Annotated in this window: 26 protein-coding genes; 13 read left to right on the top strand and 13 right to left on the bottom strand. The window is 67.5% G+C overall.

Going from position 1 to position 25950, the window contains the following annotated elements; genetic code table 11:
- The first annotated feature begins 26 nt into the window (after nucleotides 1-26).
- A complete protein-coding gene (locus B5X90_RS16405; RefSeq protein WP_079554897.1) occupies nucleotides 27-1406 on the top strand; it encodes a glutamate decarboxylase in 1380 nt (459 codons plus the stop codon).
- 46 nt (nucleotides 1407-1452) lie between these two features.
- On the opposite strand, the gene B5X90_RS16400 is transcribed toward B5X90_RS16405, so the two are convergent.
- Complete coding sequence (locus B5X90_RS16400) at nucleotides 1453-2334, bottom strand: helix-turn-helix transcriptional regulator (RefSeq protein ID WP_079554894.1); 882 nt, start codon at nucleotides 2332-2334, stop codon at nucleotides 1453-1455.
- A gap of 102 nt (nucleotides 2335-2436) precedes the next feature.
- Here B5X90_RS16400 and B5X90_RS21715 point away from each other — a divergent pair, with 102 nt between their 5' ends.
- The 6 genes from B5X90_RS21715 (at nucleotide 2437) to B5X90_RS16375 (ending at nucleotide 6721) form a co-directional block, all read left to right on the top strand.
- On the top strand, nucleotides 2437-2829 hold the full coding sequence (locus B5X90_RS21715) for an MFS transporter (RefSeq protein ID WP_256860289.1): 393 nt from the start codon (nucleotides 2437-2439) through the stop codon (nucleotides 2827-2829).
- Complete coding sequence (locus B5X90_RS16395; protein ID WP_306292834.1) at nucleotides 2747-3886, top strand: MFS transporter; 1140 nt, start codon at nucleotides 2747-2749, stop codon at nucleotides 3884-3886. Before B5X90_RS21715 ends, B5X90_RS16395 begins: the two co-directional genes overlap by 83 nt.
- A gap of 79 nt (nucleotides 3887-3965) precedes the next feature.
- Complete coding sequence (locus B5X90_RS16390) at nucleotides 3966-4847, top strand: aldo/keto reductase (protein WP_079554892.1); 882 nt, start codon at nucleotides 3966-3968, stop codon at nucleotides 4845-4847.
- Nucleotides 4848-4867: 20 nt separating this feature from the next.
- Nucleotides 4868-5896 carry an aldo/keto reductase gene (locus B5X90_RS16385; RefSeq protein WP_079554890.1) on the top strand — a complete coding sequence of 343 codons (1029 nt, stop codon included), beginning with the start codon at nucleotides 4868-4870 and terminating at the stop codon, nucleotides 5894-5896.
- Nucleotides 5897-5978: 82 nt separating this feature from the next.
- Entirely contained in the window at nucleotides 5979-6311 is a 333-nt protein-coding gene (locus tag B5X90_RS16380) for a carboxymuconolactone decarboxylase family protein (RefSeq protein WP_079554887.1), read from the top strand.
- A gap of 8 nt (nucleotides 6312-6319) precedes the next feature.
- A complete protein-coding gene (locus tag B5X90_RS16375; protein WP_079554884.1) occupies nucleotides 6320-6721 on the top strand; it encodes a (R)-mandelonitrile lyase in 402 nt (133 codons plus the stop codon).
- 100 nt (nucleotides 6722-6821) lie between these two features.
- Here the strand turns inward: B5X90_RS16375 and B5X90_RS16370 are convergent, their stop codons facing one another.
- From B5X90_RS16370 to paaZ, 3 genes are all read right to left on the bottom strand, one after another.
- Nucleotides 6822-7229 carry a VOC family protein gene (locus B5X90_RS16370; RefSeq protein WP_079554881.1) on the bottom strand — a complete coding sequence of 136 codons (408 nt, stop codon included), beginning with the start codon at nucleotides 7227-7229 and terminating at the stop codon, nucleotides 6822-6824.
- 101 nt (nucleotides 7230-7330) lie between these two features.
- On the bottom strand, nucleotides 7331-7723 hold the full coding sequence (locus B5X90_RS16365) for a hypothetical protein (protein ID WP_079554879.1): 393 nt from the start codon (nucleotides 7721-7723) through the stop codon (nucleotides 7331-7333).
- 241 nt (nucleotides 7724-7964) lie between these two features.
- A complete protein-coding gene (gene paaZ / locus B5X90_RS16360; protein WP_079554876.1) occupies nucleotides 7965-10067 on the bottom strand; it encodes a phenylacetic acid degradation bifunctional protein PaaZ in 2103 nt (700 codons plus the stop codon).
- Between the two features lie 165 nt (nucleotides 10068-10232).
- Between paaZ and B5X90_RS16355 the strand changes: the two genes are divergently transcribed.
- Nucleotides 10233-10649: a PaaI family thioesterase gene (locus B5X90_RS16355; protein WP_079554874.1), complete on the top strand. Its 417-nt coding sequence runs from the start codon at nucleotides 10233-10235 to the stop codon at nucleotides 10647-10649.
- 308 nt (nucleotides 10650-10957) lie between these two features.
- Nucleotides 10958-12211: a globin domain-containing protein gene (locus tag B5X90_RS16350; RefSeq protein ID WP_079554872.1), complete on the top strand. Its 1254-nt coding sequence runs from the start codon at nucleotides 10958-10960 to the stop codon at nucleotides 12209-12211.
- Between the two features lie 125 nt (nucleotides 12212-12336).
- Here the strand turns inward: B5X90_RS16350 and B5X90_RS16345 are convergent, their stop codons facing one another.
- The gene (locus tag B5X90_RS16345) at nucleotides 12337-15105 is read right to left on the bottom strand and encodes a S1 family peptidase (protein WP_256860288.1); all 2769 of its coding nucleotides are present in this window, start codon (nucleotides 15103-15105) and stop codon (nucleotides 12337-12339) included.
- A 24-nt stretch (nucleotides 15106-15129) separates the two neighbouring features.
- On the bottom strand, nucleotides 15130-15867 hold the full coding sequence (locus B5X90_RS16340; RefSeq protein WP_256860287.1) for a tyrosine-protein phosphatase: 738 nt from the start codon (nucleotides 15865-15867) through the stop codon (nucleotides 15130-15132).
- A gap of 152 nt (nucleotides 15868-16019) precedes the next feature.
- Between B5X90_RS16340 and B5X90_RS16335 the strand changes: the two genes are divergently transcribed.
- Nucleotides 16020-16856 (top strand): SGNH/GDSL hydrolase family protein, encoded by an 837-nt coding sequence (locus tag B5X90_RS16335; protein ID WP_079554868.1) that lies wholly within the window; start codon nucleotides 16020-16022, stop codon nucleotides 16854-16856.
- Here B5X90_RS16335 and B5X90_RS16330 read toward each other — a convergent pair.
- The 6 genes from B5X90_RS16330 to B5X90_RS16305 all read right to left on the bottom strand — a co-directional run bounded on the left by B5X90_RS16330 (nucleotide 16853) and on the right by B5X90_RS16305 (nucleotide 21685).
- A complete protein-coding gene (locus tag B5X90_RS16330; protein ID WP_079554865.1) occupies nucleotides 16853-17476 on the bottom strand; it encodes a GNAT family N-acetyltransferase in 624 nt (207 codons plus the stop codon). The genes B5X90_RS16335 and B5X90_RS16330 overlap by 4 nt on opposite strands.
- 32 nt (nucleotides 17477-17508) lie before the next feature.
- The gene (locus B5X90_RS16325; RefSeq protein ID WP_079554862.1) at nucleotides 17509-18396 is read right to left on the bottom strand and encodes a 3-hydroxyacyl-CoA dehydrogenase family protein; all 888 of its coding nucleotides are present in this window, start codon (nucleotides 18394-18396) and stop codon (nucleotides 17509-17511) included.
- Between the two features lie 2 nt (nucleotides 18397-18398).
- Nucleotides 18399-19142, bottom strand: a complete 744-nt coding sequence (locus tag B5X90_RS16320) for an enoyl-CoA hydratase/isomerase family protein (RefSeq protein ID WP_079554995.1) — start codon at nucleotides 19140-19142, stop codon at nucleotides 18399-18401.
- Between the two features lie 71 nt (nucleotides 19143-19213).
- Entirely contained in the window at nucleotides 19214-20425 is a 1212-nt protein-coding gene (locus B5X90_RS16315; RefSeq protein ID WP_079554859.1) for a thiolase family protein, read from the bottom strand.
- Between the two features lie 109 nt (nucleotides 20426-20534).
- A complete protein-coding gene (locus tag B5X90_RS16310; protein WP_079554857.1) occupies nucleotides 20535-21212 on the bottom strand; it encodes a pentapeptide repeat-containing protein in 678 nt (225 codons plus the stop codon).
- Nucleotides 21212-21685, bottom strand: coding sequence for an SRPBCC family protein (locus B5X90_RS16305; protein WP_079554854.1), 474 nt, complete (start codon nucleotides 21683-21685; stop codon nucleotides 21212-21214). Before B5X90_RS16305 ends, B5X90_RS16310 begins: the two co-directional genes overlap by 1 nt.
- A 175-nt stretch (nucleotides 21686-21860) precedes the next feature.
- Between B5X90_RS16305 and B5X90_RS16300 the strand changes: the two genes are divergently transcribed.
- The 3 genes from B5X90_RS16300 to B5X90_RS16290 all read left to right on the top strand — a co-directional run bounded on the left by B5X90_RS16300 (nucleotide 21861) and on the right by B5X90_RS16290 (nucleotide 23906).
- Nucleotides 21861-22037, top strand: a complete 177-nt coding sequence (locus tag B5X90_RS16300) for a CsbD family protein (protein ID WP_043422699.1) — start codon at nucleotides 21861-21863, stop codon at nucleotides 22035-22037.
- Nucleotides 22038-22188: 151 nt separating this feature from the next.
- Nucleotides 22189-22962 (top strand): dienelactone hydrolase family protein, encoded by a 774-nt coding sequence (locus tag B5X90_RS16295; protein WP_079554851.1) that lies wholly within the window; start codon nucleotides 22189-22191, stop codon nucleotides 22960-22962.
- A gap of 86 nt (nucleotides 22963-23048) precedes the next feature.
- Nucleotides 23049-23906 (top strand): prephenate dehydratase, encoded by an 858-nt coding sequence (locus tag B5X90_RS16290; protein ID WP_079554848.1) that lies wholly within the window; start codon nucleotides 23049-23051, stop codon nucleotides 23904-23906.
- Nucleotides 23907-23945: 39 nt separating this feature from the next.
- Here the strand turns inward: B5X90_RS16290 and B5X90_RS16285 are convergent, their stop codons facing one another.
- Nucleotides 23946-25859: an FAD-binding monooxygenase gene (locus tag B5X90_RS16285; protein ID WP_079554845.1), complete on the bottom strand. Its 1914-nt coding sequence runs from the start codon at nucleotides 25857-25859 to the stop codon at nucleotides 23946-23948.
- Nucleotides 25860-25950 lie beyond the last annotated feature (91 nt).

Raw genomic sequence — 25950 nt, 5'->3', positions numbered from 1 at the left:
TTTCAACAGTCTCTGAAGGAGAAGTGATGTCAATAAATTCCCAGCCATCGGATGCCGACGCGGCACTGTTCGGCAACCGCTTTGTCACCAAGGAAGTTCCGAGCCGGGAGTTCCCGGAAACCGGTCTTCCTGCTCAGGACGCTTTGCGCCTGGTGTCGGAGGACCTGGCGCTGGAGGGTGACCCGGCCCGGAACCTGGCGACCTTCGTGACGACATGGATGGAGCCGGAGGCCCAGCAGATCATCGCCGCGAACCTGCACCGCAATTTCATCGACCACGCCGAATATCCCCGCACGGCCGAGATCGAGCAGCGCTGCATTCGGATGCTCGCCGACCTCTTCCACGCGCCCGGCGAGACGACGGGAGCCCGAACCCAGGGATCGTCCGAGGCGATCATGCTCGGCGGCCTGTCCCTGAAGTGGAACTGGCGTAAGCGTCGGGAGGCCGCCGGCGCGTCGACGTCGAACCCGAATCTGGTGTTCGGCGGCGACGTGCATGTCGTGTGGGAGAAGTTCTGCCGCTACTTCGACGTCGAGCCGCGGATCGTGCCCCTACAGCCGGGGAAGTACACGATCGGCCCGGAGGACGTGCAGGCCCATATCGATGAGAACACCATCGGCGTCGCAGCCGTGCTGGGCACGACGTTCACCGGACACAAAGACGACATCGCCGGCATCAACGACCTGCTGGTCCGGATCAAGGGTGAGCGGGGCCTTGACGTGCCGCTGCACGTGGACGGGGCCAGCGGGGGGTTCGTCTGGCCCTTCCTGTACCCGGACTCCGAGTGGGACTTCCGGCTGGAGCAGGTCCGCTCGATCAATGTCTCCGGGCACAAGTTCGGACTGGTCTATCCCGGCATCGGCTGGCTGATCTTCCGGGAGAAGGCCGATCTGGCCAAGGACCTCGTCTTCGAGGAGAACTACCTCGGCAAAACCGACTCGACGTTCACCCTGAACTTCTCCACCGGCTCGGCGATGGTTCTCGCCCAGTACTACAACTTGGTGCGCTATGGCCGCGCCGGCTACACCTACATCATGCAGAACATGCAGACCAACGCCCGCGTCCTCGCCGAGAAGCTGGAAGCCATGGGCCGGTTCGAGATCATCGGCCCTGACGAGGAGCAACTCCCCCTGGTCGCGTTCCGGCTCGCCGCCGACCCCGGCTACGACGAGTTCGACATTGCCTGGCAGCTCGCGGCTGAGCGCGGCTGGATGGTGCCGGCCTACACCCTGCCGCCGAACGCCCAGGACGTGACGATCATGCGGGCGCTGGTCAAGGAAACGATGAGCCGCGAGCACGTCGACACGCTCGCCCGGGACATCGAGGAGGCGTGCTCAACGCTGGCGAAGAAGGGCGGCGCGCACGAATCCGAACGCCAGAAGATCGTCACCGGACCCGGGCATTGACCGGGATTCGGAGCTTGGATCTAGTCCCCGGTGGAGGAACGGCCGGTCATTTCTTCTCCTTGACTGCCGCCGCCGTCGTTTCGCGCTGGGTGGCGGCCCAGCTGGCGAGGACTTTCAGGGCGTCCTCGGAGGGCGTCCCGGGATCTGCCGTGTAGACATTGATGCGCAGCCCCGGGTCCGCGGGCAGTTCCAGTGCTTCAAAGCTCAGGTCCAGGTCCCCCACGATCGGGTGGTGGAGCCGTTTGCGGCCGGTGCGGTGGTACTTCACGTCGTGCCTCGCCCACCGGGTGCGGAACTCCTCGCTGCGGGTCGAAAGCTCTCCGACCAGGTCCGTGAGGTCCCTGTCGTAGGGGTTCTTCCCGGCGGTGGACCTCAGGACCGCGACGATGTCATCCGCGCTGCGCTCCCAATCGGCGAAGAACTCCCGCGCTTTCGGGTTCAGGAAGGTGAACCGTGCACTGTTCGGCGGAGTGACCTGCTCGGCCATCATGTCCAGATAGAGCGCACGGCCGAGTTCGTTGGCGGCAAGGACATCCCCGCGGTCGTTGCGGACCCAGGCCGGCGCCGTCGTGATCGCATCAATGACGCGTTGCACGCTCGGCCGCACCGTCTGCGGGCTGCGCTTTCGCCGCACCCGGGGAGCGGCCGTGGCCGCCCGGGCCAGGTCGAAAAGGTGGGCCGTCTCGGCGTCGTCAAGCTTCAGTGCACGGCAGAGGGCCTCAAGGACGCTGTCCGAGGCGCCGGAGAGGTTCCCGCGCTCAAGGCGGATGTAGTAATCGATGCTCATCCCGGCGAGCATCGCGACTTCCTCGCGGCGCAGCCCGGTAACGCGGCGGTTGCCGCCGTAGACCGGAAGGCCGGCCTCCTCTGGCGTGATCCTGGCACGGCGGGAGGTCAGGAACTTCCGCACGTCGTCGCTGTGTGTCATGGCCTCCACGCTACCCGCGGCCAATGCGACGAGGGAGGCACTGGCATTACCCGGAACGAGCGTGACTCCCCGCCATTGAGAAATCACGGTTCCATGGAAAGCATGAATCCTGCACCCGCAACTACTGCCCGCCCGGCGGCGATCCTGGCGATCATCCTCGCCAGCTACGTCATGATCCTGCTGGACAACTCGGTCATCTTCACGGCCCTGCCGAGCCTGCAGGCCGATCTCCAGCTGAGCACGGGAGAGCTTTCCTGGGTCCAGGATGCGTACACGCTGGTCTTCGGCGGCCTGCTGCTTCTCGGCGCCCGGGCCGGCGACCTCCTCGGCCGCCGGCGTGTCTTCGTGTTCGGGCTGGTGGTGTTCTCGGTCGCGTCCCTGCTGATCGGGCTGGCCCCGGCGGGCTGGTGGGATCGCCGGCCGGGCGATCCAGGGTATCGGGGCGGCGATCGTCGCGCCCGCCTCGCTGTCCCTGCTCACGGCGAGCTTCCCTGAAGGCCGTGAGCGCACCCGGGCCGTGGCGCTATACGGCGCGACCGCGGGGATTGGTGCCAGCCTGGGACTGGTCATCGGCGGGGCGCTGGCCCACTGGATCTCCTGGCGTGCCGGGTTCTTCGTCAACGTACCCATCGGCGCCGCGATGATCGCACTCGCTCCGCGGTTCCTCCCGGAAACCGGCAGGGCAAGCGGCCGCTTCGACCAGTTCGGAGCGCCCAGCGCGACCCTGGGTGTCGGTGCCCTCGTGTTCGGCATCATCAACACCGCCGACGCGGGCTGGGCCTCCCCGGTCACGGTCACGGCCGTCACCGCCGGCATCGTGCTCCTCGTCGCGCTTGTGCTGGTCGAACGCAGGGCCGCCCAGCCGATCATGCCGCTGCGGCTGTTCGCCAGCCGCCGCCGCGCCGGCGCCTATGTTGCACGGTTCCTGTATCTGGGCGCAATGATTGCGTTTTTCTTCTTCACCACCCAGTTCCTGCAGGAGGTCCTCGGCTTCGACCCCCTGCAGGCCGGCATGGGATTCCTGCCCATGACCGCCGTCAACTTCGCCGTCGCAATGAGCATCCCGCGGCTCGTGAACCGGATGCCGGGTTCGGTTCCCCTCGTGGCCGGCATCCTGATCACCCTTGCCGGGATGTTCTGGCTCAGCCGGGTCGGCGTCGACTCCTCCTACTGGACGGGCGTCGCTTTCCCGATGGTCCTCATCGGAGCCGGACAGGGCTTGGCTTTTGCGCCCCTCACGTCGTTTGGCATCACTGGTGCGCCAGCGGCCGACGCCGGCGCGGCATCGGGCCTGGTGAACACCTTCCACCAGGTCGGCACCTGCCTGGGGCTGGGCATCGCGGTCGCGGCCGCAGCCACCGTCCCGGCCGCCGGCTCTGCCGTGGCGCACCTGGCCGCGCAGGTCAGCGCCGCCCTCACCACAGGCAGTGTCCTCCTGCTCCTGGCCCTGGCCGTCACCGCGGCCCTCATCCTGCCCGCTGATCTGGCCGCCCGCCGGGCCCGGACACCGCTCGGGGCCGCACCCGCGCCCCTGGCCGGGGCCGCCCGCTGACCTGTCAACATCCGAAAAGGGGGGTACTCACGTGCCCTCCCACAATCCCGCACACCTGAATACCGTGAAAGGCATGCACATGGAACTTACTCTCAACAACGGCGTCACGATGCCAGCCCTCGGGCTGGGCGTCTTCCAAAGCACGCCGGAGCAAACGACGGCGGCCGTCGAAGCGGCGCTGGCGGCCGGCTACCGGCACATCGACACCGCCGCCGCGTACGGCAACGAGCGGGAGGTCGGTGAGGGCACCCGCAACTCGGGCCTGGACCGTTCCGACGTGTTCATCGAGACCAAAGTCTGGGTCAGCGACTACGGCTACGACCAGACGCTGCACGCCTGGGATAAGGCGACAGGCAAGCTCGGCGTCGACTACCTCGATCTGCTCATCCTGCATCAGCCCGCCCCCGACCACTTCGAAAGAACCATCGCCGCGTACAAGGCCCTGGAGACTCTGGTTGCTGACGGGCGCGTCCGGGCAATCGGCGTCAGCAACTTCATGCCGCACCACCTGGAGCAGCTGCTGGCGGCCACAGACGTCGTCCCAGCCGTGAACCAGATTGAGCTCCACCCCTACTTCACCCAGCCGGCCGTCCAGGCAAAGGACACCGAACACGGCATCCTTACCCAGGCGTGGTCACCGATCGGCGGCATCACCTTCTACCCCGGATGGGGCGAGGACCGCCGGAGCGTGATGGAAGACCCTGCCATCGCCGGCATCGGACAAACACATGGAAAGAGCCCCGCCCAGGTCATGCTCCGCTGGCACCTGCAGCAGGGCCGCTCAGCCATCCCGAAGTCGACCAACCCCGCACGCATCGCCGAGAACTTCGACGTCTTCGACTTCGAACTCGGCGCCGACGAACTCGCCGCCATCGACGCACTCGACACCGGCGTGCGCAACGGACCGGATCCCGACGAGGCCCGCGAAGAACGCTTCGCCATGGTCATCCCCGAAGCCTGAGACAGAGAGAAGACACCACCATGAAATACCGTCCCCTGGGCCGCACAGGCGTGCAGCTCAGCCCCCTATGCCTCGGCGCGATGATGTTCGGCCCCTGGGGCAACAGCGACACCGAAGACTCCATTCGCATCATCCACCGCGCCCTCGACGCCGGCATCAACTTCATCGACACCGCCGATGTCTACTCCGGCGGGGCATCCGAGGAAATCGTCGGGCAGGCACTGGAAGGCCGGCGCGAGGACGTGTTCCTCGCCACGAAATTCTTTATGCCCATGAACGAGGACGATCCCAACCAGCGGGGTGGATCCCGCCGCTGGATCATGCGGGCGGTGGAAGACTCCCTGCGCCGCTTGAACACCGACTACATCGACCTCTACCAGGTGCACCGGCCCAGCCCGGATACCGACGTCGAGGAGACTCTCGGGGCCCTCACCGACCTGGTCCGCCAAGGGAAGGTGCGGTACATCGGCTCCTCGTCCTATTCCGGGTCGCAGATCGTGGAAGCCCAGTGGGCGTCCCGGGAACGCAACCTGGAGCGGTTTGTCACCGAGCAGCCGCCGTACTCGATCCTGGTCCGCGGTATCGAGGAGGACATCCTTCCCGCGGTGCAGCGCCACGGCATGGGCACCCTCACCTACAGCCCGCTCAGCGGCGGCTGGCTCTCCGGGCGCTGGCGCAAAGACTCAGCGTCCGCCCCCACCTCAGCCGCGCGTCCTCACGCCCGGTTCGACATGACGAGCCCGGCCAACCAGCGCAAGCTCGACATCGTCGAAGAACTCGCCCGCCTCGCTGAACAAGCCGGGCTGACGCTCGTCGAACTGGCCATCGCCTTCGTAATCAACCACCCCGGCGTCACGGCCGCCATCGTGGGACCGCGCACCATGGAACAGCTCGAGTCCTACCTGCCCGCCGCGGACATCACCCTGACCAGCGACGTCCTGGACCGCACCGACCAGCTCGTCGCCCCCGGCGTTACCGTCAACCCAGATGACAACAGCTACGGGGCCAACGAACTCACGCCCCTGGCGCGGCGACGGAAACAACTGTGACCAACGAGGCGATTGAAACCCTGCATGAAGCCCTGTGCCAGGCGATGGTCGCCGGGGACCTTCAACTGAAAGAAGGAAAATCATGACTGACCAACCCCAACAGGTCGGCGGAGGCCGGAACATGTTCGGAGACTTCGCCCCGAAGCTCGCCGAGCTTACCGACGACGTCCTGTTCGCGGACGTCTGGAACCGCCCGGAGCTCCCGGCCCGTGACCGCAGCCTTATCACCGTCGCCGTGCTCACGGCCGGCGGCAACACCGAACAGCTAGGCTTCCACCTTGGCCGCGCCATTGAGAACGGCGTCACCCGGGAAGAACTCATCGAAGCCATCACCCATGTCACGCTCTACGCAGGCTGGCCCAAGGGCATGGCCGCCATGGGCGCCGCCAAGCGACTCTTCACCGAGAGCAAGTAAGGCTCACCATGAACATCGAACCCACTGTCCCCACTGCGAAGAACCCGCCGGCCCGGTTCGCCGGCGACGTCTGGCTCGATCCGATCGCGCTCCCGCACGAGCCGGATCAGACGATGGTGGTGGCGACCGTCCGTTTCGCGCCCGGAGCCCGCACCGCCTGGCACTCCCACGAACACGGCCAGTACCTCCGCGTCACCCAGGGCGTTGGCCGGTTCGGAACCCGGGACGGCAAGATCATCGAAGTCCAACCCGGCCAGACGCTCTACACGCCGCCCGGCGAGGAGCACTGGCACGCGGCCGCCCCTGGCTGCTTCATGGAACATATCGCCATGCTCCAGAACGGCGAGGACCCAGCAACCACCACCACGTGGGGCGAGCACATCACCGACGACGAGTACAACGGAAGCTGACCAGCCCGCGCCACTGGCGAGGCGCCCTTTATGACCACGGGCAACAGAAAGGGCGCTCCGCTGAGCCGGAGCGCCCGAAATCCCGCTGTTGCCCGCCCGTTTAGAGCTGGTAATCAGCTGCCGTGGTGATGTTCTCGTGCACGCACAGAATATTGTGCTCGGAGTCCATGAACCAGGCGCACTTCTCTGAATCCGTTGTACAAATGTGGTTCTCGGTCTTGAGGTCCGGGCGATCGTAGTCCTGGAACATGACGCCCTTGGCTTCCATTTCCTGGACTGTGCGCTCGATCTCGCTGACTTCGAAGCTCAGGGTGGTGTGCTCTGAGTGCTTTCCATCCTTGACTGGCATCAGCTGCAGCATTGGGCCGCCTTCTGAGCCGAACAATTCGCTTCCGTCATCTGCCACGCCACGGTGCGGGAGCCCCAAAGTGTCCGCGTAGAAATGCCGGGCACGCGCTGCATCATCAACTGGCAGGACTGTTGTGGCTTTATTGAGAACTAGGGTCATTTCGCCACCTCCTACGAGCAAGATTTTACGCCGGAGCGTGGTGGAAAGAGCCCGTCAATTGCCTCCCTGAACAGGCGGCGCTCCACGGAATGCCCCCTTCTTCAGCGGGCGGCGTCGGAGCGCGGAACCGGGCGATAGTAGTCAGTCAGGAATCCGGCGAGGAGACCTCCCAGAACCAGCACCAGCGCCGGCCAAAGTCTTATGGGGCCCACGACGTCGCGGATATCGACCCTCAGGAAAGGCAGAAGAAGCAGCGAGACGGCTCCATAGATGATTGCCAGCACCAGTCCGATCTTGATGAGGGTTGCCCCCTGTGACCGCATCTTCTTCTTGGGAAACTGCTTCGCGTAATCCTGCGCATTGCCGAAGTCGTCTTCAGCCGCAGTCCCGGTGGCGCTCTCGTGAGCGCGGACTTCGTCCAGGGTCGCGGCGATCTCATCTTCCGAGAAACCGCGGATGCGGAGGTTGAAGGTCAGGTCTCGTGCGTAGCTCATGATTGTTCCTGTCGGGTCGCCCGGATCTCGGTGAGGGTTTCGTTCATGCGCTAACAGGCTGCCGCCGAGCGCTGCAGCCCGCTGATAATGTCACGACGAAGCTTGCGGGACAAACACATTTTCAGGGCCGAATCCCACCCGGCTCCTCCGTTAAAAACGTCACGGTCGTTGCAACCCCGTGACTTCTGGGGGCTGCAACGACCGCTAGAGCCTGAGGTCCCGCGAGGGAGCGTCGGGTGGGCTACTTCTCGACGAGGGTCAGGACGTCGTAGGTCGCGACGATTTCGTCGTTCTGGTTGGTCAGGACGGCGTCCCAGGCCACCTCGCCGTACTCGTCGGTCTCGCGCGGGGTGATCTTCTTGGCCGTCAGGGTCACGCGGATGGAATCGCCCGCCGCCACGGGGGTGATGAACCGCAGGTTCTCCAGTCCGTAGTTGGCCAGGACCGGGCCCGGTGCGGGCTCCACGAACAGGCCGGCAGCCCAGCTGAGCAGGAGATAGCCGTGCGCCACGATGCCCGGGAAGAAGGGGTTGGCCGCGGCGGCTTCCTGGTTGGTGTGGGCGTAGAAGGTGTCGCCGGTGGAGTTAGCGAACTTGGTGATTTCCTCCAGCGAGACCTCACGCAGCTCCGAGCGGATGGCGTCGCCGATGTGCAGGGTGGCGAGGGATTTCCGGAACGGGTGCTGGCCCTCGGTCTCGAGCGTGAAGTTGCGGTCTGCTCCGGTGTGCCAGAGCCCGGTGACGGCGGTGAGCATGTTCGGCGAGCCCTGGATGGCGGTGCGCTGCATGTGGTGCATCACCGAGCGGATGCCGCCGAGCTCTTCGCCGCCGCCGGCTCGGCCGGGACCGCCGTGGACCAGGTGCGGGACCGGGGAGCCGTGGCCGGTGGAGCTGCGGGCGTCCTCGCGGTTGAGCATGAGCACGCGGCCGTGGTGGGCCGCAATGCCGGTGACCAGCTCCTGCGCCACGGCGGGATCGTTCGTGCAGACCGAGGCGACGAGCGAGCCGCCCCCTCGGGCGGCGAGGCGGACGGCGTCGGCCAGGTCCGTGTAGCCGATCACCGAGGACACCGGGCCGAAGGCCTCGAGCGAGTGGACCTCCTCGGCCTCCGGGTTGGCCCAGCTCAGCAGGACCGGGGACATGAAGGCGCCGCCGTCGACGACGCCGATGCTGCCGTCCGCGCTGGTGACCTTGGGCGCGTCGAGCGTGCCGTAGGCAAGCTCCCCGCCGGCGTCGAGCATGGACTGGACGGCCGCGCGCACGTCGGCGAGCTGCTCGAGCGAGGCCAGGGCGCCCATGGTGACGCCCTCGGCGCGGGGGTCACCGAGCACGACGCGTTCGCGGATGCGGTCCCCCACGGCGGCGGTGACGTCGGCGACGAGTTCCTGCGGCACGATCGCGCGGCGGATTGAGGTGCATTTCTGGCCGGCCTTGGCGGTCATCTCGGTGACGAGGGACTTGATGAAGGCGTCGAATTCCGGTGTGCCCTTGACCGCATCCGGGCCCAGGATCGCGGCATTCAGGGAGTCGGTCTCGGACGTGAAGCGCACCCCGCCCTTGACCACATTGGGGTGGGACTTGAGCGTGTTGGCGGTCGAGGCGGAGCCGGTGAAGGCCACGAGGTCGCGGTAGTCCAGGTGGTCGAGCAAAGTGCGGACCGAGCCGGAAATCAGCTGCAGCGAGCCGGTGGGCAGGATGCCGGATTCGTCGATCGCCTTGACCACGGCGGCGGCCACGTACCCGGTGGGGGTGGCGGGCTTGACGATGGTGGGGACGCCGGCGAGGAAGGCCGGGGCAAGCTTCTCCAGCATGCCCCAGACCGGGAAGTTGAAGGCGTTAATCTGCACAACGACGCCGGGGATGCGGGTGTAGATATGCTCGCCGGCGAACGAGCCGTCGCGGGACAGCACCTCCATGGGACCATCCACCACCACCTGGGAGTTGGGCAGCTCCCGGCGGCCCTTGGACCCGAAGGTGAACAGGACGCCGATGCCGCCGTCGATGTCGATCATGGAGTCGATCTTGGTGGCGCCGGTCTGCGCCGAGAGCGCGTAAAACTCCTCGCGGCGGCCATTGAGGTACTGCGCCAGTTCCTTGAGCTTGAGCGCGCGCTGGTGGAAGGTCAGCGTGCCAAGTTCCGCCTGGCCGGTGGTGCGGCCGTAATCCACGACGGCGGCGAGGTCGAGCCCCTCGGTGCTCACCTTCGCCAGGAGCTCGCCGGTGCTGGCGTCCAGTACCGGCGCCGCGCCGGCGGCCGCGGCGTCGTCGGGAGTCCACCAGGAACCCCGGATGAAACTGGGAACGATCTCGACAGTGTCTACTGTGGGTGCGGCTGTGGTGGTCATCGTTGACGGGTCCTTCCAACGGGGGAGCAAGATCAACACGGCCGGAACATTACTGACCGTCCGTTCGGTAATATGATCTACAGTACATGAATGAGGCCTGCCGCACACTAGCGGCGGCGGCACCGACCGTCCGGGACCCGGCCGGCCGGCAACAAAGGAGACACTATGACGCCCGAGACCGGCAGCACCGAGCTGTGGAAGATCACCCTTGGCGAACTCGACGAGAAGATGGGCGTGAAGATCGTCGAGGAGTCCGTGGACCGCGTGGTGGCGACCATGCCGGTGGAGGGCAACCGGCAGTCGTTCGGGCTCCTGCACGGCGGCGCCTCACTGGCCGTGGGCGAGGCCGTGGGGTCCTGGGCCGCCGTCATCCACGCCAGCACCCTGGGCAAGACGGCGGTGGGTGTCGACGTCTCGGCCACGCACCACAAGTCGGCCCGCGAGGGACTGATCACCATCACGGCCACCCCCATCCATCTGGGCGGCACCCTGACCACCCACGAGGTGCTGATCACGAACGAGCTCGGCCAGCGGATCTGCACGCTGCGGATCACCAACCTGCTGCTGGACCGCAAGGCCTGAGTACCGGGTCCGCAGCTCGCGGTCTGGCCCCTGCCCCGCCCCTCGAGGTCGCCGGACCCGTGCGGGCTCGCCGTATCTTTCCGGCGACCCCGCAGCGTTCCGGCGACCCCGCAGCGTTCCGGCGAGCCCGGGCTGAACCTGGACGTGGACCCGCGGCTGGACCAGGGGTTGAGGGCCGCCTACGCCCTTCTCCCCCGGCAATGTAGGGCCGATCGGCCCGGATGGCCCGCCGCCCCGGCTGTTAGCGTGGATGTGCTTAGTCGCCCGGCACCGCCGGGCATCACCGGTCTCACCGGAAGGGATCCACCATGCTCTCAGACACCTCACTCCCCGTCATTCAGGCAACGCTGCCCGTAGTCGGCGAGCACATCGAGGAGATCGCCAAGCGCTTCTACAAACACATGTTCGAGGCGCAGCCGGATCTCCTGGACGGGCTCTTCAACCGGGGAAACCAGGCGGACGGCCGCCAGCAGCAGGCGCTCGCCGGATCCATCGCGGCATTCGCCGGCATGCTCGTGGAGAAACCGGACCAGGTGCCGGACCATCTGCTCTCCCGGGTGGCCCACAAACACGTCTCGCTCGGCTTAAACCCGGACCAGTACCAGATTGTCCACGACCATCTCATGTGGGCGATCGTGGATGTTCTGGGGGATGCCGTCACTCCCGAGGTTGCCGCCGCCTGGGACGAGGTCTACTGGCTGATGGCGAACCTGCTCATCAACAAGGAGCGCGGGCTGTACAACGCAGTGCACCTCTCCCCCGAGACCATTTGGCGGACGTGGCGGGTGGTGCAGCGGATCCAGGAGACTGCCGACGTCGTCTCGTTCGTCGTCGAGCGGACCGACGAGCGGGACGTCAAGCCGTCCCTGCCCGGGCAGTACGTGACTCTCAAGATGACCATGCCCGACGGCGTGCAGCAGCCCCGGCAATACAGCCTGACCAGGGCCGACGACGGGCAGCACCGGCAGTTCGCCGTCAAGAAGGTCCACGGCCTTTCGACTCCCGACGGCGAGATGTCCACGCTGCTCCACAATGACGTCCAGGTGGGCGACGAGGTGGTGCTCTCAGCTCCGTTCGGCGACGTTGTGCTGGAGTACACGGACCGGCCCCTGGTCATGGCCAGCGCGGGAATCGGCATCACGCCCATGGCCGGGATGCTCTCCCACCTCGTGCAGTCCGGTTCACGACGCCAGGTGATGCTGCTGCATGCCGATGACAGCGAGGCCTCCTTCCCGCTCCGCGCGCAGGTCACGGAGGATCTCGCGAAACTCGCGGACGGGACCCTGAAGACGTGGTTCCTGGCTCCCGCAGAGACAGCGGAGACCGGCGGAACCGGTGGGACGGCCGGGGCGGGTGAAACCGGCGGGACGGCCGGTTCCGTGTTCTCCGGGTTCATGGACGTCAGCGACGTCGAACTCCCCGACGACGCCGAGTACTACCTCTGCGGTCCCCTGCCGTTCCTGAAATCGGTTCGGAGCGCCTTGATTGCCGGTGGCGTCCCCGCTAAGGACATTCAGTACGAGGTTTTCGGCCCGGATCTCTGGCTGGCTGACTTCCAGTAACCCGCGGCCCGCTGTTTTCTCCCGGATTTGTCCCGAACGGGCGGATTCGCCCAAAAGTTGCCGGGTCGCCGTAGCCGTACGGCGACCCCGCAGTTTTCCGGCGAGCCCTGGCCTGGAGGCCCCGGCTAACGCACCGCCCGGCGCCTGCCGAACGCCACGAAGGCCGCGCCGAGCAGCAGGGCTCCCGCGCCGAGACCGGCCACGGGCAGGAGCCCGCCGGCGCCCGTGCTCGCCAGCTGGCCTGAGGTACCCGGCGTGTTGCCTGACGCCGTGTTGTCCGGCGCTGTGCTGCCCGCTGCCGCGCCGCCCCCGACGACGGAGGTGTCCGACGGCGGGGCGGGAGCTTGCGCCGGTTTGACCGGTCCGGCGGGAGCCCCGGCAGGGTGGGCAGGCTGTTGCGGGACCCCCGGCTGGCCAGGCGTTGCCGGCTGCACGGATCCCGGCTTTCCGGCCGGCGGCCCGGCCGGAGTGCCCCCGGCATCGGGCGCAGCGTCGACGCTGAACGCCACGGCGGCCGGCAGCGATGCAACGCCGTCAATGGCTTGCGTCACCGTCAAGGTGTGCGCTCCGGCGGCCAGTTCCGCGGGGAACGGGACACTCCACCGGGCACTGCCGGCCAGGGTCTGCGCGGTCCCGGGCTCGAGCGCGGCATTCCCCGCTCCGGAACCGGCCAGCACGGAGTCCACGGCCACCCCGTCGACCGCCACGGCCACATCGGCGCCATTAAGGCCCGTGCCGGAGATGGTGGCTGGCAGGGCGTCCTGGCGCAGGTGTTGGCCGGCCCTGAGGTTCGAGACCGCCGGAGCCGGCGGGATGACGGTGTAGGTGCGGGTCGCCGCGGGACTGTCCGGTTCTCCGGGGGCCGTGAGCACGGCCGTGACCGAAATTTTTCCGAAGACCGGCTGATCGGCCACGTTGATGCTCCAGCGGCCGTCTGCGTCGACGAGCCCGGTCCCGGTGAAGTCGCCGGAGAGCCGCACCGTACCTCCGGCTTCTCCGGTGCCCTCGATGGTTTCGATGGCGGTGAGTCCCGGGCCATCCGGCTGGCCCTCCACCGGGGAGGTGATGACGGGAGCCGCGAGGCGGGAGACGTCGACGGACAGGGATACGGGGCCGGAGCCGCTGAAGCCGTTCACGGTTTCAGCCGAGAACTTGAAGGGGCCGGTCGACGATGGTGCGGGGAACTGCCAATTTCCGGCCGCATCGACCGGCACTTCCAAGGGCTGGCCGTCCTTCTGGCCGGAAGTCTGGTTCGGTTTCTGGTTCAGGACGGTGATGCGGACTTTGGAATTCGGAGCCACCACGGAGGCCGGACCGGCATCGATGTGCCCGGAAATCGTCTCACCGGCCGCGACGGTTCCGTTGGAGGCCGCCGCGAGCGCGGGCTTGGCAAGGAACAGTTGCAGCTGGACACCGCCGGGGACCTGGCCCATGGCGTCCTCCAGGCTGGTCGCGATGGCCCGGGTCTGGACGCCTTGGTCGGTACTTTCCGCCCCCGTGTGCAGCCCGACAGCGAAGTTCCCGCTGATCCACGGGCCGCCGGAGTCCCCGCCGCCGGAGGTGACGGACGTCGAGTCGAAGCCGCGGACCGCCCGGAGATCGTTGTCATAGTCCGGCGGCAGTGAATTTGGCCCGGGGATGGCCCAGATGCCGGTCGAGTCCACCGTGCCGCACCTCCACCCGGTGGTCCGGCCTGACCGGCACACGGGTTGGCCCTGGAACGGGGCCACTGCCCCCACGATCTTTACGGACGTGGGCCCCGGATCGGCAGGATCGTCCCAACGGGTGACGGCGGGCTGGAGGTCCAGGCCGCCCCTGATGCCCTGGAGGACGGAGATGTCCGTGCCTACGTTGGAGCCGTCCGTCGCTACCTTGGAATTACCGGGGCCGCCGAATTGGCTGAACCCGAATGTGCCCAGGATCCCGGCGGGCTCGCCCGAACCGGCACCCCCGGCCGCTGGCGCACCGGCCGGATTTTCGATTTCGGCCTGCTTCGCGGAGCCGTCACCGGCGCAGTGCCCGGCGGTCAGGACCAGAGGCTCACCCGCGGGGCTGAAGGCCCCGAATCCGGCCGAACACAGCGTGCGTCCGTCAACGATGTACCCCTGGCCGCCAAAATAGTCTTCCTCGGTGGTGATCCGGGATCCTTGCTCCAGCGTCACGTTGGCGTAGCGGGCCACGAATTCGGCCGCGGACATCTTCGGCACCGCGCCCGGAGCTTTCGCCGGCTGCACATCCGCGTCGGAGGCGGAAACGGCGCCGGCGGCGGGAAGGGCGTCGGCAGCCGGAACGGACTGCGCCGTGTTGGTGCCGCCGGTGCGGATGACAAAGTGGCCGTCTGTGTAGGTGACGGCCTGCAGCCCAGCGGCCCCGACCTCGCGGACGTAGGCCTCGAATAATTGCTGGGTGCTGGAGGCAACCACCTCCGCGGCCGACGGGACAGCGGCGGCGGGGGCGGCAAGCAGGAAGTCGGCCGGGCCGGACTGGTTCAGTTCGGCCACGCGGGTCCGGAGCTCGGCGCCGCTGCCTTCAACCGCGATCTTGCCGCCAGCGAGGCTGATTCCCACATAGCCGGGAAGCGCACGCAGGGAGGGCGCGGCGTCGGCGGCCCGGCGGGCAAGTGCACCGGCGGCGTCGAATTCCGCAAGGGTCATGCCAAGGTCCCGCCGCACGGCCTCGCCGAGGCCGGCATCGCTGATCGGCGTCGCGGACGGCACCGGAGGAGAACCAGTCAAAGACGCGTCAGACGGCGCCGGGTCGGCAGGGGCAGGGGCAGGGGCGTGGGCTTCGGCCATCGCCGGGACCGCGGTCAGCGCAAAGGCAGGCACAGTACCGGCAAGCGCAATCGCGAGGGCGGCGGCCCGCACCAGCGGCTGGAACTTCGGAGTCTTCACTGGCCTACCCTAACCGGGGCCACCCTATCGGCCGAGCTTTCCGAGGATGGCCGCGAGTTCCGCGTTTGTCACGCCGTGGCGGAACAGGTACTCCGCGGTGTTGAGGGACCGGACAAATTGCAGCAGGCTCCGGCCCCGGGATTCCAGCAGGGGCACCAGCACGTTCTCGGGCAGGAAACGCTCGTGGGGATGCGGGACGGCAGCGTGCCGGAGGTGCTCGTTGATGCCCCGCATTGAGCGCTGGTAGCCGCTCACAATGGCCTCGTCGCTGTCACCGGCGAGGTCCTGGAGCATGGCGGCGATCATGCCGCTCCGGTCCCGCCCCGCGGAGCAATGGATGAGCACACCGCCCTCCGCGGTGGCCACCGCCTTGAAGACCCGGGCCAGCAGGTGCGGGAACAGCCTGGCGTTGTCCGCATAACAGGCGGGGTCGTTCAGGTACGGCACGCAGAGCTCGCGGAATTCGCGGTTGTCCGGGTCTTCGGTGGGGGCCAGCACGACGTCGAAACCGGCCAGCGCCTCAGCCCGCACCGGCGGATCGGTCTCCCGACGCCGGATTTCGGCTTCGTTGCGGAGGTCGATGACGGTCCGGATGCCCCGGCGGTGCACCTGCCGCCAGCCGGCCTCGGTGAGCCATTCCCGCCGTCCCATGCGGAACACGTCCCCGGCCACGTGCCACGCGTTGACGGCCCCCTCCCACTCCACCGTTCCGGGCACCGCCTGCCCCGTGGCCTGGCCCAGGGGCGCTGCAGGAATCATCATCCAGAAAGCTAAGCACACGCACCGGCGCGATCCGCGGCAGGATTCACAAACGTTATACACAATGGGACCATTGGCAGGGTGCGGGGTTAACCCTTCGCAACATGTTTTTCACGGCACGGCGTTGAACCCAGCGTGCCACTGAGGAGAACACCATGGGACGTCTGAAACTTCGACGCCGGCGGACGGCTCTGGCGGCCGGTCTCGCCGCCCTGGCCATGGCGGCCGGTGTGGCGGCGGTGCCGGCGGAGGCGGCGGACAGGACCCGGTACGTCGCGCTCGGAGACTCCTATGCCGCCGGGCTGGGGGCGGGGCCGTACCTGGACGAGTGCTACCGCAGCGAGAATAGCTATTCCGAACTCGCTGCCCACACGAAGAGCATCAAACTCGTCGTCAACGCGGCCTGCAGCGGCAAGACCACCCAGGACGTCGTCAACACCCAGCTCAGGCGACTGGGCAGGACCACCGGGCTCGTCACCATCACTGCCGGCGGCAACAACCTCCGGTTTGCGCAAATCCTTGCCTCCTGCGGCGCCGCGATGGTGAATCCCGCTGCGGGTCCGCTCTGCGATGCCGCCAGTGCCTACGCTGAGGGCCAGATCTCCAGCCATCGACTGTCCGGTGACGTGACAGAGATGATCCAGCACGTGAAGGCTGCCGCCCCCAACGCCAAGGTTGTCGTGACGGGCTACCCCTACCTCTACGATCCTGTCGCGCCTGGCCAGACTGATTCGATGTCCCGGTTCATCTACAAGGCCACGGTTCTGGCGGACGGCCTGAACGGCTCCATCGCCGCCGCTGCCCGCGCCACCGGGGCTGAATACGTCGATGTCCGGGCCGCTTTCGCCGGTCACGGCGTGAACTCTGCGGCCCCGTGGATCAATTTCAGCCGTACGGCCCCGGCCAGTCCCGAAAACTTCCACCCGAACGCGCTGGGCTACGAGGCATACTTCGCGTCGCTTAACGGGGCCAAGGCCTACTCGGCACGCTAGCGCCGCTTGGCCAGCCGGGATTCGAGGGCGTTGCGGACCATCGGCCATTCATGTTCCAGGATGGAATACACGACGGTGTCCCGCAGCGCCCCGTCGGCGCTGCGCGTGTGGCTGCGGAGCACGCCGTCCTGTTTGGCTCCCAGCCGCGTGATCGCCTCGCGGGACTGGTGGTTGAGCCAGTGCGTCCGGAACTCGACGGCGGGGCAGCCCAGCGTCTCGAAGGCGTGCCGCAGCAGCAGCAACTTGGAGTCCGGGTTGCTGCCGCTGCCATGTGCGGACGCCGCGTTCCAGGTGGAGCCGATCTCTACCCGGGGCGTGGCGGCGTCGATGTTCATGTAGGTGGTCATGCCGATCACCCGGCCCGGTCCGCCCGTAACGGGATCGAGCAGCCGCGTGGTGAAGGGCAGCATGGCGCCGCTGTGCTGCAGGGCCAGGCGCCGCTCAATCTCGGCGGCCATGTGCTGCGGGGCGGGCACGCTGGTGTACCAGAGGTGCCACAGCTCGCCGTCGCGTGCCGCCTCGACGAGGCCGTCATGGTGGTCCGGGCTCAGCGGCTCAAGGACGACGTACTTGCCGGTCAGGGTGATCGGCGCGATCGCGGGGCGGTCCAGGGAGGTCACCGCACCATCCTAGGGGCACGGACGGATGCCGGTCACTTGGTCCAGTCGAAGAAGCCCTTGCCGGACTTGCGGCCCAGTTCGCCGCGGGCGACCTTGTCGCGGAGGATCTGCGGCGGAGCGAAACGGTCACCCAGCGTGGACTGCAGGTACTCCGCGATGCCGAGGCGCACGTCCAGGCCCACTATGTCGGTGGTCCGCAGCGGGCCCGTGGGGTGCTTGTAGCCCAGCACCATGGCGTTGTCGATGTCTTCCGCGGTGGCCACGCCCTCTTCCACCATGCGCATCGCTTCGAGGGCGATCGCGACGCCCAGCCTGGAGGAGGCGAAGCCGGGCGCGTCGTTGACCACGACGGCGGTCTTGCCGAGCGCCTCGACCCACCCGCGGGCGGCCTGGGCCAGGGCGTCGGACGTCTGCTCGCCGAGGACCACCTCGATGAGCGTCGACGCCGGCACCGGGTTGAAGAAGTGCAGGCCCAGGAAGTTCTGCGGCCGCTTCAGTTCGCGGGCCAGACCGTTGACGGACAGCGACGAGGTGTTGGAGGCGAGGTAGGCGCCGTCGGCGAGCCGTTCCTCGATGCCGCGCAGCGCGGTGACCTTCAGGTCCCAGTCCTCCGGAACGGCCTCGACAACCAGCTGCCGGCCGGCGAAGTCGTCGTAGTCCACGGTGACCGCGAGCCGGGAAACGATCTCGTCCAGGTTGCCGTCCACGGCGCCGCGCTCAATGCTCTTGGCGGCGGCGGACTCGACCCGCTCCCGGGCGGCCTCGGCCGACGCCTCGTCACGCTCGACCACCACGACGTTGGCTCCGTTGATCAGGAAGGCGTGGGCGATGCCTGCGCCCATGCGGCCGCCGCCGAGAACCCCCACGAAGTGGGGAGAAAAACTGTGGGGAAGGTTGGCGGGGAGTACGGAGTTGCCCATGTCTATTTCTGCTTCCCTGGTTCTTTGGCGGACTTCTTTTCTGATTTCTTCGCTGATTTCTTATCCAGAAAAGCCTGCATACGGTCGAACTTGGCCTGGGATTCAAAGAGGATCCCCTGTGCCAGCTGGTCAATGAGGGGATGCGCCTCGGCCGGGGCATGGAACACGGATTTGGTGATCCGGACGGCGAGCGGATCCTGCGTGGCAATCCGGTCGGCCAGGCTGTGGGCCGCGGCCATCAGATCGGACGGTTCATGGATTTCGGTGATGAGATTGACCGCGAGGGCACGTTCGGCGCGCAGCACGGAACCGGCGAGCAGCATTTCCTTGGCGACGGGCTCCCCCACGAGCTCCTTGAGGCGCCAACTGGCGCCGGCGGCGGCCAGGATGCCGAGGCCGGTTTCGGGGTTGCCGATCCGGACGGACGGGGTTCCGATCCGGAAGTCGGCGGCGTACGCCAGCTCGGCGCCGCCGCCGAGGCAAAAACCGTCCAGTGCCGCGATGACGGGCATCGGCAGCCTGGCGATCCTGACGAAAATGGTGGAATTGATGCCCTGCAGGGCATCGTCGCGGCGGCGTTCGCGCAGCTGGCCGATGTCGGCGCCGGAGGCGAACACCCCGTCAGTGCCGGCGATGATGAGGACTTTGGGGTGCCGCTCCAGATGGGCGCAGACGGTGTGGAGTTCATCGACCATCTGCTGGTCGATCGCGTTGCGGACCTCGGGGCGGTTGAGCACCACCACCATGCGGTCCTCGCGCTCTTCGACCAGGAGCGTGCTAAAGGTAGCGGTCTCGAGGGCCGGTGCCGGGGCCGCCACTAGACGCGCTCCAGCAGCATGGCCGTGCCCTGGCCGACGCCGATGCACATGGTGGCGAGGCCGATCTTGGCGTTTTCGCGTTCCATCCGGCCCAGCAGTGTGATGGCGATCCGGGAACCGGAGGACCCCAGCGGGTGGCCCAGGGAGATCGCGCCCCCGTCGCGGTTCACGATTTCCGGGTCGAGGCCGAGCCGGCGCATGCTGGCCAGGGACTGGGTCGCGAATGCCTCGTTGAGCTCGACGGCGCCGAGGTCATCGACGCTGAGCCCGGAACGGGCGAGCACCTTTTGGGTGGCCGGGACCGGGCCGATGCCCATGATTTCGGGCTCGCAGCCGGCGGAGGCGCCGTCGATGATGCGGGCGCGGGCCGTGAGGCCAAGCTTCTGGATGGCGGCCTCCGAGGCAACGATGATGGCGGAGGCGCCGTCGTTGAGGGTGGAGGAGTTGCCGGCGGTGACGATCGAGCCGCCCTTGACTACCGGCCGGAGCCCGGCGAGGACGTCCATGGTGGTGCCGGCGCGGGGGCCCTCATCGGTGTCCACCACGGTCTCGCCCTTGCGGGTCTTGACGGTCACGGGGACGATTTCCTCGGCGAAGCGGCCGGCGGCGATGGCGGCCAGGGCCCGTTCGTGGGAGCGGACGGCGAAGGCGTCGGCGTCCTCCCGCGAGATGCCGTCAACCCGCCCCACCTCTTCTGCCGTCTCCGGCATGGAGTAGGTCATTTTGCCGTCCCGGGACAGCTCGCCCTTGGTGAACTGGGGGTTGACGAAACGCCAGCCGATGGAGGTGTCGAAGATTTCGCCCGGTTTGGCGAAGGCGGTCCGGGGTTTTTCCTGGACCCAGGGGGCGCGGCTCATGGATTCGACGCCGCCGGCGATCACGATGTCCGCGGCGCCGGATTTGATCATGTGGCTGGCCATGATGATGGCGCTGAGCCCGGAGGCGCAGAGCCGGTTCACGGTGATGCCGGAGATGTGGAGGGGCAGCCCGGCAAGGAGGGTGGCCATGCGGGCCACGTTGCGGTTCTCTTCGCCGGCGCCGTTGGCGTTGCCGAGGATGACCTCGTCGATGGTGTCCGGATCGACGCCGGCGCGGGCCACAGCCTCGCGGACGACCAGTGCGGCCAGGTCATCGGGGCGGACTGCGGAGAGGGCGCCGCCGTAGCGGCCCACGGGAGTGCGGGCGCCCCCAACAAGAAAAGCCTCGACCATGAGAACATCCTTCACCAAGAAAGCGGGGCCGGCAGCAGAGTAATTTACCGACCGTTCGTTCTATAAAGATTACACGGCGGGGCAAGGGGGTCAACCGGATGCCGCCGGATTACGCGACGACGACGCCCAGATGAGCCGCGAGCAACGGAGCGAGCAGGGTGAGCTGGTGGTCGTCGATGACGAGGCCGGACAGACTGCCCAGACCGCTGACGGAGCGGAAGTCGGTGCCCCGGAGGTCGAAGTCTTTGAGCCGGGCTCCGGTGAAGTCGAGGGTGCCGATCGTGCAGTTCTTCAAGGCGACCCGCGTGGCGGTGCAGGAGCCCAGATCCAGCTCGTTAATGATGCAGTCGCTGATCTGCACGTCTGTGAGCTTGGATCCGCGCAGGTTCACGTAGTCGAGCTTGCCGCCGTCGATCCGCACGGACTGCCAGCCACTTTCATAAAGCTCCGCCGATCCCCATCGGGGGTTGCCGATCTCGACATCCCGCAAGCTGGTCCGCGCCGCCATCAGGACCGGGGCGTACGTCTCGGTCAGGATGCAGTCACGGAAAGTCGCACCCCGCAGCTGCGTCTCATTGAAGGACACCCCGACGAATTCGCACTCGGCAAAGTCCGTACCGCCCAGGTCCAGACCGTCTGCCGACGCGCGGCTGTAACGGACGCCGTCATACCGGACGCCCCGCCGGAACTCCGGGGCAGGGTCGTCCCGCAGATCCCCGGGCTGGACCGGCGCGAGCCGGGGGGCGGTGACCTTGGGGGCTTTCTCCGCTGCAGCGCGCCGGACCATCAGTGGGACTCCGCCTTGGCCGCGATGTCCGCCAGGTCTTTTGCAAGCGCCTTGCGGGTGATGCGCATCCCGAGCGGACCGAACACGGTGAGCATGATCCTGCTGAACCGGGTCGGTTTGATGACCTCGGCGCCAAAGGTCAGCGTGAGGTCGGTTCCGCCGCCGCGCTCTGCCAGGGCGAACCTGCTGGTGTAGTCGGTGCCGCCCTGGAGGGCCTTCACAGTGGTGCTGCCGCCCCGGCCGTTCGACGGCGCCTCGGACTGGGAAACCCACATCTCCACCGTTTCCGCGCGCCCCATCATGGTGCGGGTCTCCTTCCAGCGCGTGCCCACGGCATAGGGTCCGTCGGTGAGCATCTGGATCGAGTCGACGCCGGACAGGGTCGCGGCAGACCCGGGAATGTCCGACACCACCGCCCAGACCGCGTCCGCCGGAGCATTGATGTGCTGCGTGAGAGTGGTCTTGTGGTCCATGACCTCGAGCCTAGCCCGCGGGCCGGGGGGATTTCACCCTTTGGCCAACCGCCCCGCCGCCGCCGCGGGCGACGCTTCGGAGAATTGCCCTGCGAAACCCCTTGAATTAGTAAGCATGCTTTGTGTTAGGCTGATCGGACAGTATTTTCAACCGGAACGAAAGGTGGCCTACACCATGGGTGTCGGAGACAAGATTCAGAACGAAGCGGAGCACCTCGGCGGCAAGGCCAAGGAAGCTGCTGGCAACGCAACTGACAACGACCAGCTTCGAGCCGAGGGCCAGCGGGACCAGGTTGTAGCCGACGCGAAGAAGGTCGGCGAAAACGTCAAGGACGCCTTCAAGAAGGACTAGTCTTTAGAACGTTGGCGGCGCCGGATTTTCCTTTGGGGGATTTCCGGCGCCGCTTTTTTGTGCCCGTTTCCTGTGCTGGGGTTTTGGGCTGGTTTGGGCTGCGGTTTTGCGCCCGTGCAAGAATGGCCCCACAGCCGACGGAGGGGCCAGCATGGCACGGACACACGCAGGACACGGCAAGCCCGCCGCCCGCGATCTCAGCAATACTGACCTCAGCCGGTCCGGTGCCGCCGCCGGAGGTTCGCCGGCGCTGCGCGGCTACTTGGCGACGCCAAAGGGCGAAGGGCCGTTCCCTGCGGTCCTGATGGTCCATGAAGCGTTCGGCCTGGACGACATCACCGTCCGCCACGCCGACCGGATGGCGGCGGCCGGCTACCTGACACTGGCCGTTGACCTGTACAGCGACGGCGGGGCGCGCCGCTGCCTGGTCGCCACCATGCGCGCGCTGTCCGCGGGCGAGGGCCGGGCCTTCACCGATCTGGCCGCCGCCCGGGACTGGCTGCTTGCGTCCGGCCGGACCACCGGCAAGATCGGCGTCATCGGCTTCTGCATGGGCGGCGGCTTCGCCCTGCTGCTGGCCAATGACGGCTTCGACGCCGCCGCCGTCAACTACGGACGGCGCCCGAAGGACCCCGGGGTGGCCCTCGCCGGCGCCTGCCCGGTCGTGGCCAACTTCGGCGGCCGCGACCGCACCCTGCCCGGCGAAGCGGCGAAACTCGCGGCCGCGCTCGACGGGCTGGGCGTGGAGAACGACGTGAAGGAGTTCCCGCACGCCGGCCACGCCTTCCTCAACGACGTGGAGACGGGGCCGAAGGTGCTGCGCCCGCTCATGCGGGTCATGGGCATCGGCCCGGATCCGGAATCGGCCCCGGAAGCCTGGCAACGGATCGAGGACCACTTCGCCAAGCATCTGAACCCCAACTGATCTCAGCAGGGGCCGTTTCGGCCCTAAACCGGCCCTGCCGCGACTTACTTGGGTGAGCGGGCGCCTGGCGTGACACCATACGGAGCATGGCCCAGAAGATTGCGTACCAGGGTGAACCGGGCGCCAACTCCAATATTGCGTGCATGCAGATGTTCCCCGAGCTGGAGAGCGTTCCCTGCGCGAGTTTCGAAGACGCCTTTGAATTGGTGGCTGGCGGCACCGCCGACCTGGCGATGATTCCGATTGAGAACTCCATTGCCGGCAGGGTGGCAGATATCCATGTGCTGCTGCCCCAGTCCGGGCTGCAGATCGTCGGCGAGTATTTTCTGCCCATCCACTTCGACCTGCTGGGCATCCCGGGCAGCACCATCGAGGCAGCCACCGAGGTCCACAGCCACCTCCACGCGTTGGGGCAATGCCGGCGGCTGATCCGCTCCGCCAGCCTGCGCCCCGTGATCGCCGGCGATACCGCCGGGTCCGCCCGCGAAGTGCGCGACTGGAACGATCCCACCAAACTCTCGCTTGCTCCTCCACTCGCGGCCCAACTCTATGGCCTGGAGGTGCTCGCTTCCGCCGTCGAGGATGACCCCTCCAACACCACGCGTTTCGTGGTCCTGGCACGCGAAAAGCCGCTGCCGGCCCGGGACGTCCTGTCCGGACCGGCGGTCACCAGCTTTGTATTCCGTGTCCGGAATGTGCCCTCAGCCCTCTACAAGGCGCTGGGAGGATTCGCGACGAACGGGGTGAACATGACGCGGCTGGAAAGCTACATGGTGGGCAATGAATTTGCGGCCACGATGTTCATGGCCGACGTCGAGGGGCACCCCGAGGATTTGCCGCTCAGGCTGGCGCTCGAGGAACTGGAGTTCTTCACCACCGAAGTGCGCATCCTTGGCGTCTACCCCGCCGCTGAATACAGGTCCAGGCAGGCAGCCGGCCTCTGACCGTCAGCCCGGACAGACCTTGCGAAGCATCCCCCGCGGTCACACCGCCGCGGCCCGCCCTGCCCGCAGGAGGGGCGCGAAGAAGGCGGCGAGCTCCGCCGTCGCCGTCAGCGGCAGGACGTTGGCCACGTACTGGTCCGGGCGCACCACCACGATGACTCCGCCGCGGTCGATGCCGCGCAACTCAAAGATGTCCGCCGCCGGATCGGTGCCGTAGACCTTCTCGAGGTAGGGGAGCTTGAACGGCCCGACCTCCGGCTTGAACACCGCGGGGACGTTGCCGATGTCGATGCCGGTGTGATCCTGCTGGTAGATCACCTTCACGTCGAACCAGGCGTCACGGTCGGCCCCGGCGGGGGTGGCGGCGAGCGGCGAGTCCGGCGCGCTGGCCAGCCACGCGGCAAGGTCCGCGGCGGGCGACGGGGCCCCCGCCTTCGGTGCTGGTGCCGCCGGGTCCGCGAAGACATAGATGCGCCAGCGGCCGTCCGCCGTGGCTTGGTGGCCAAGCTGGACCGGGTTGGTGTCGCAGACCCGCACAACCGGCGCAGACTTGAAGCGCTTGCCGACGGGAAAGCCGGTGGCCAGCTGCTGGTGCGTCGCCTCGGCGACGACCATCGACGGCGAGTACTCGGTCATGAAGCCGGCGGGGAACTCGGCGGTGCGCACGTAGAAGTCCTCGAGCTCAGAGGGGTTTTCAAACTCCTCGGGCTTCTTCGCCATGAGCGTCGACCACACCTTGTCGAAGTCGATCAGGTTCTTCGCGACCACCTGCCGCTCGGCCGAGTATGTGGACAGCAGGCTCTCCGGGCTGCGGCCCTCCAGCACGTGGCCGAGCTTCCAGCCGATATTGAAGCCGTCCTGCATGGAGACGTTCATGCCCTGGCCGGCCTTGGCGCTGTGCGTGTGGCACGCGTCGCCGGTGATGAACACCCGCGGCGTGCGGGTGCCCAGCTCCTCCGGGAGGACGTCGTCGAACCTGTCGGTAAGGCGGTGGCCCACCTCGTAGACGCTGTGCCAGGCCACGTTGCGCACGTCGAGCGTGTAGGGGTGGATGATCGCGTTGGCCTTGGCGATGATCTGCTCGATGGTGGTCTTGCGGACGGCACCGCGGTCGTCCGCGGCGACCTCGCCGAGATCGACGTACATGCGGAAGAGATGGCCGCCCTCGCGCGGGATCAGCAGGATGCTGCCGCCGTCGTGGGACTGGATGGCGCATTTGAGCCGGATGTCGGGGAAGTCCGTGGAGGCGAGCACGTCCATGACGCCCCACGCGTGGTTGGCCTGGTCGCCCGCCATGGTGCAGCCGATCGAGTCGCGCACCTTGCTGCGGGCGCCGTCCGCGCCCACCACGTACTTGGCCCGGACGATGCGCTCCCGGCCCTCGTCAGGACCGGCGGTGTGCGCCAGCGTCACGGCGACCGGGTACTCGCCCTCGCCGGTGACCTCCAGGCCGCGGAACTCCAGCCCGTAGTCCGGGCTCATGCGGGTCGGGGACATGGCCATGAACTCGGAGAAGTAGTCGAGCACGCGGGCCTGGTTGACGATGAGATGCGGGAACTCGCTGATCCCGCCCGGGTCATCCAGGGTGCGGGCGCTGCGGACGATGTTCGAGGGGTCCGCGGGGTCCGGCTTCCAGAACGCCATCTCCGTGATGCGGTACGCCTCGGCGATGATCCGCTCGGCGAAACCGAAGGCCTGGAAAGTCTCGACGCTGCGGGCCTGGATGCCGTCGGCCTGGCCGATCGCGAGCCGGCCCGGCCGGCGTTCCACGATCCGGGTGGTGACGCCCGGGAATTGGGACAGCTGGGCCGCGGCGAGCATGCCCGCGGGGCCGGAGCCCACGATCAGCACATCAACCTCGTCGGGAAGCTGCGTGGGCCGGTCGATGCCGGCGCCGGCGGCCGGCTGGACTCGCGGGTCACCGGATACGTAGCCGTGGTGGTGGAAATGCACGGGCTTTCCTCACTTCGTTGTGTGGCGGCCTGGTCAACGGCCTAGCGTGTTCGATATTAGAACGTGACGTTCGATAATAGAATTTTGGTCC

The sequence above is a fragment of the Arthrobacter sp. 49Tsu3.1M3 genome (assembly GCF_900168135.1).
Classification (GTDB): domain Bacteria; phylum Actinomycetota; class Actinomycetes; order Actinomycetales; family Micrococcaceae; genus Arthrobacter.
This window is presented reverse-complemented; position numbering and strand designations above follow the sequence as displayed.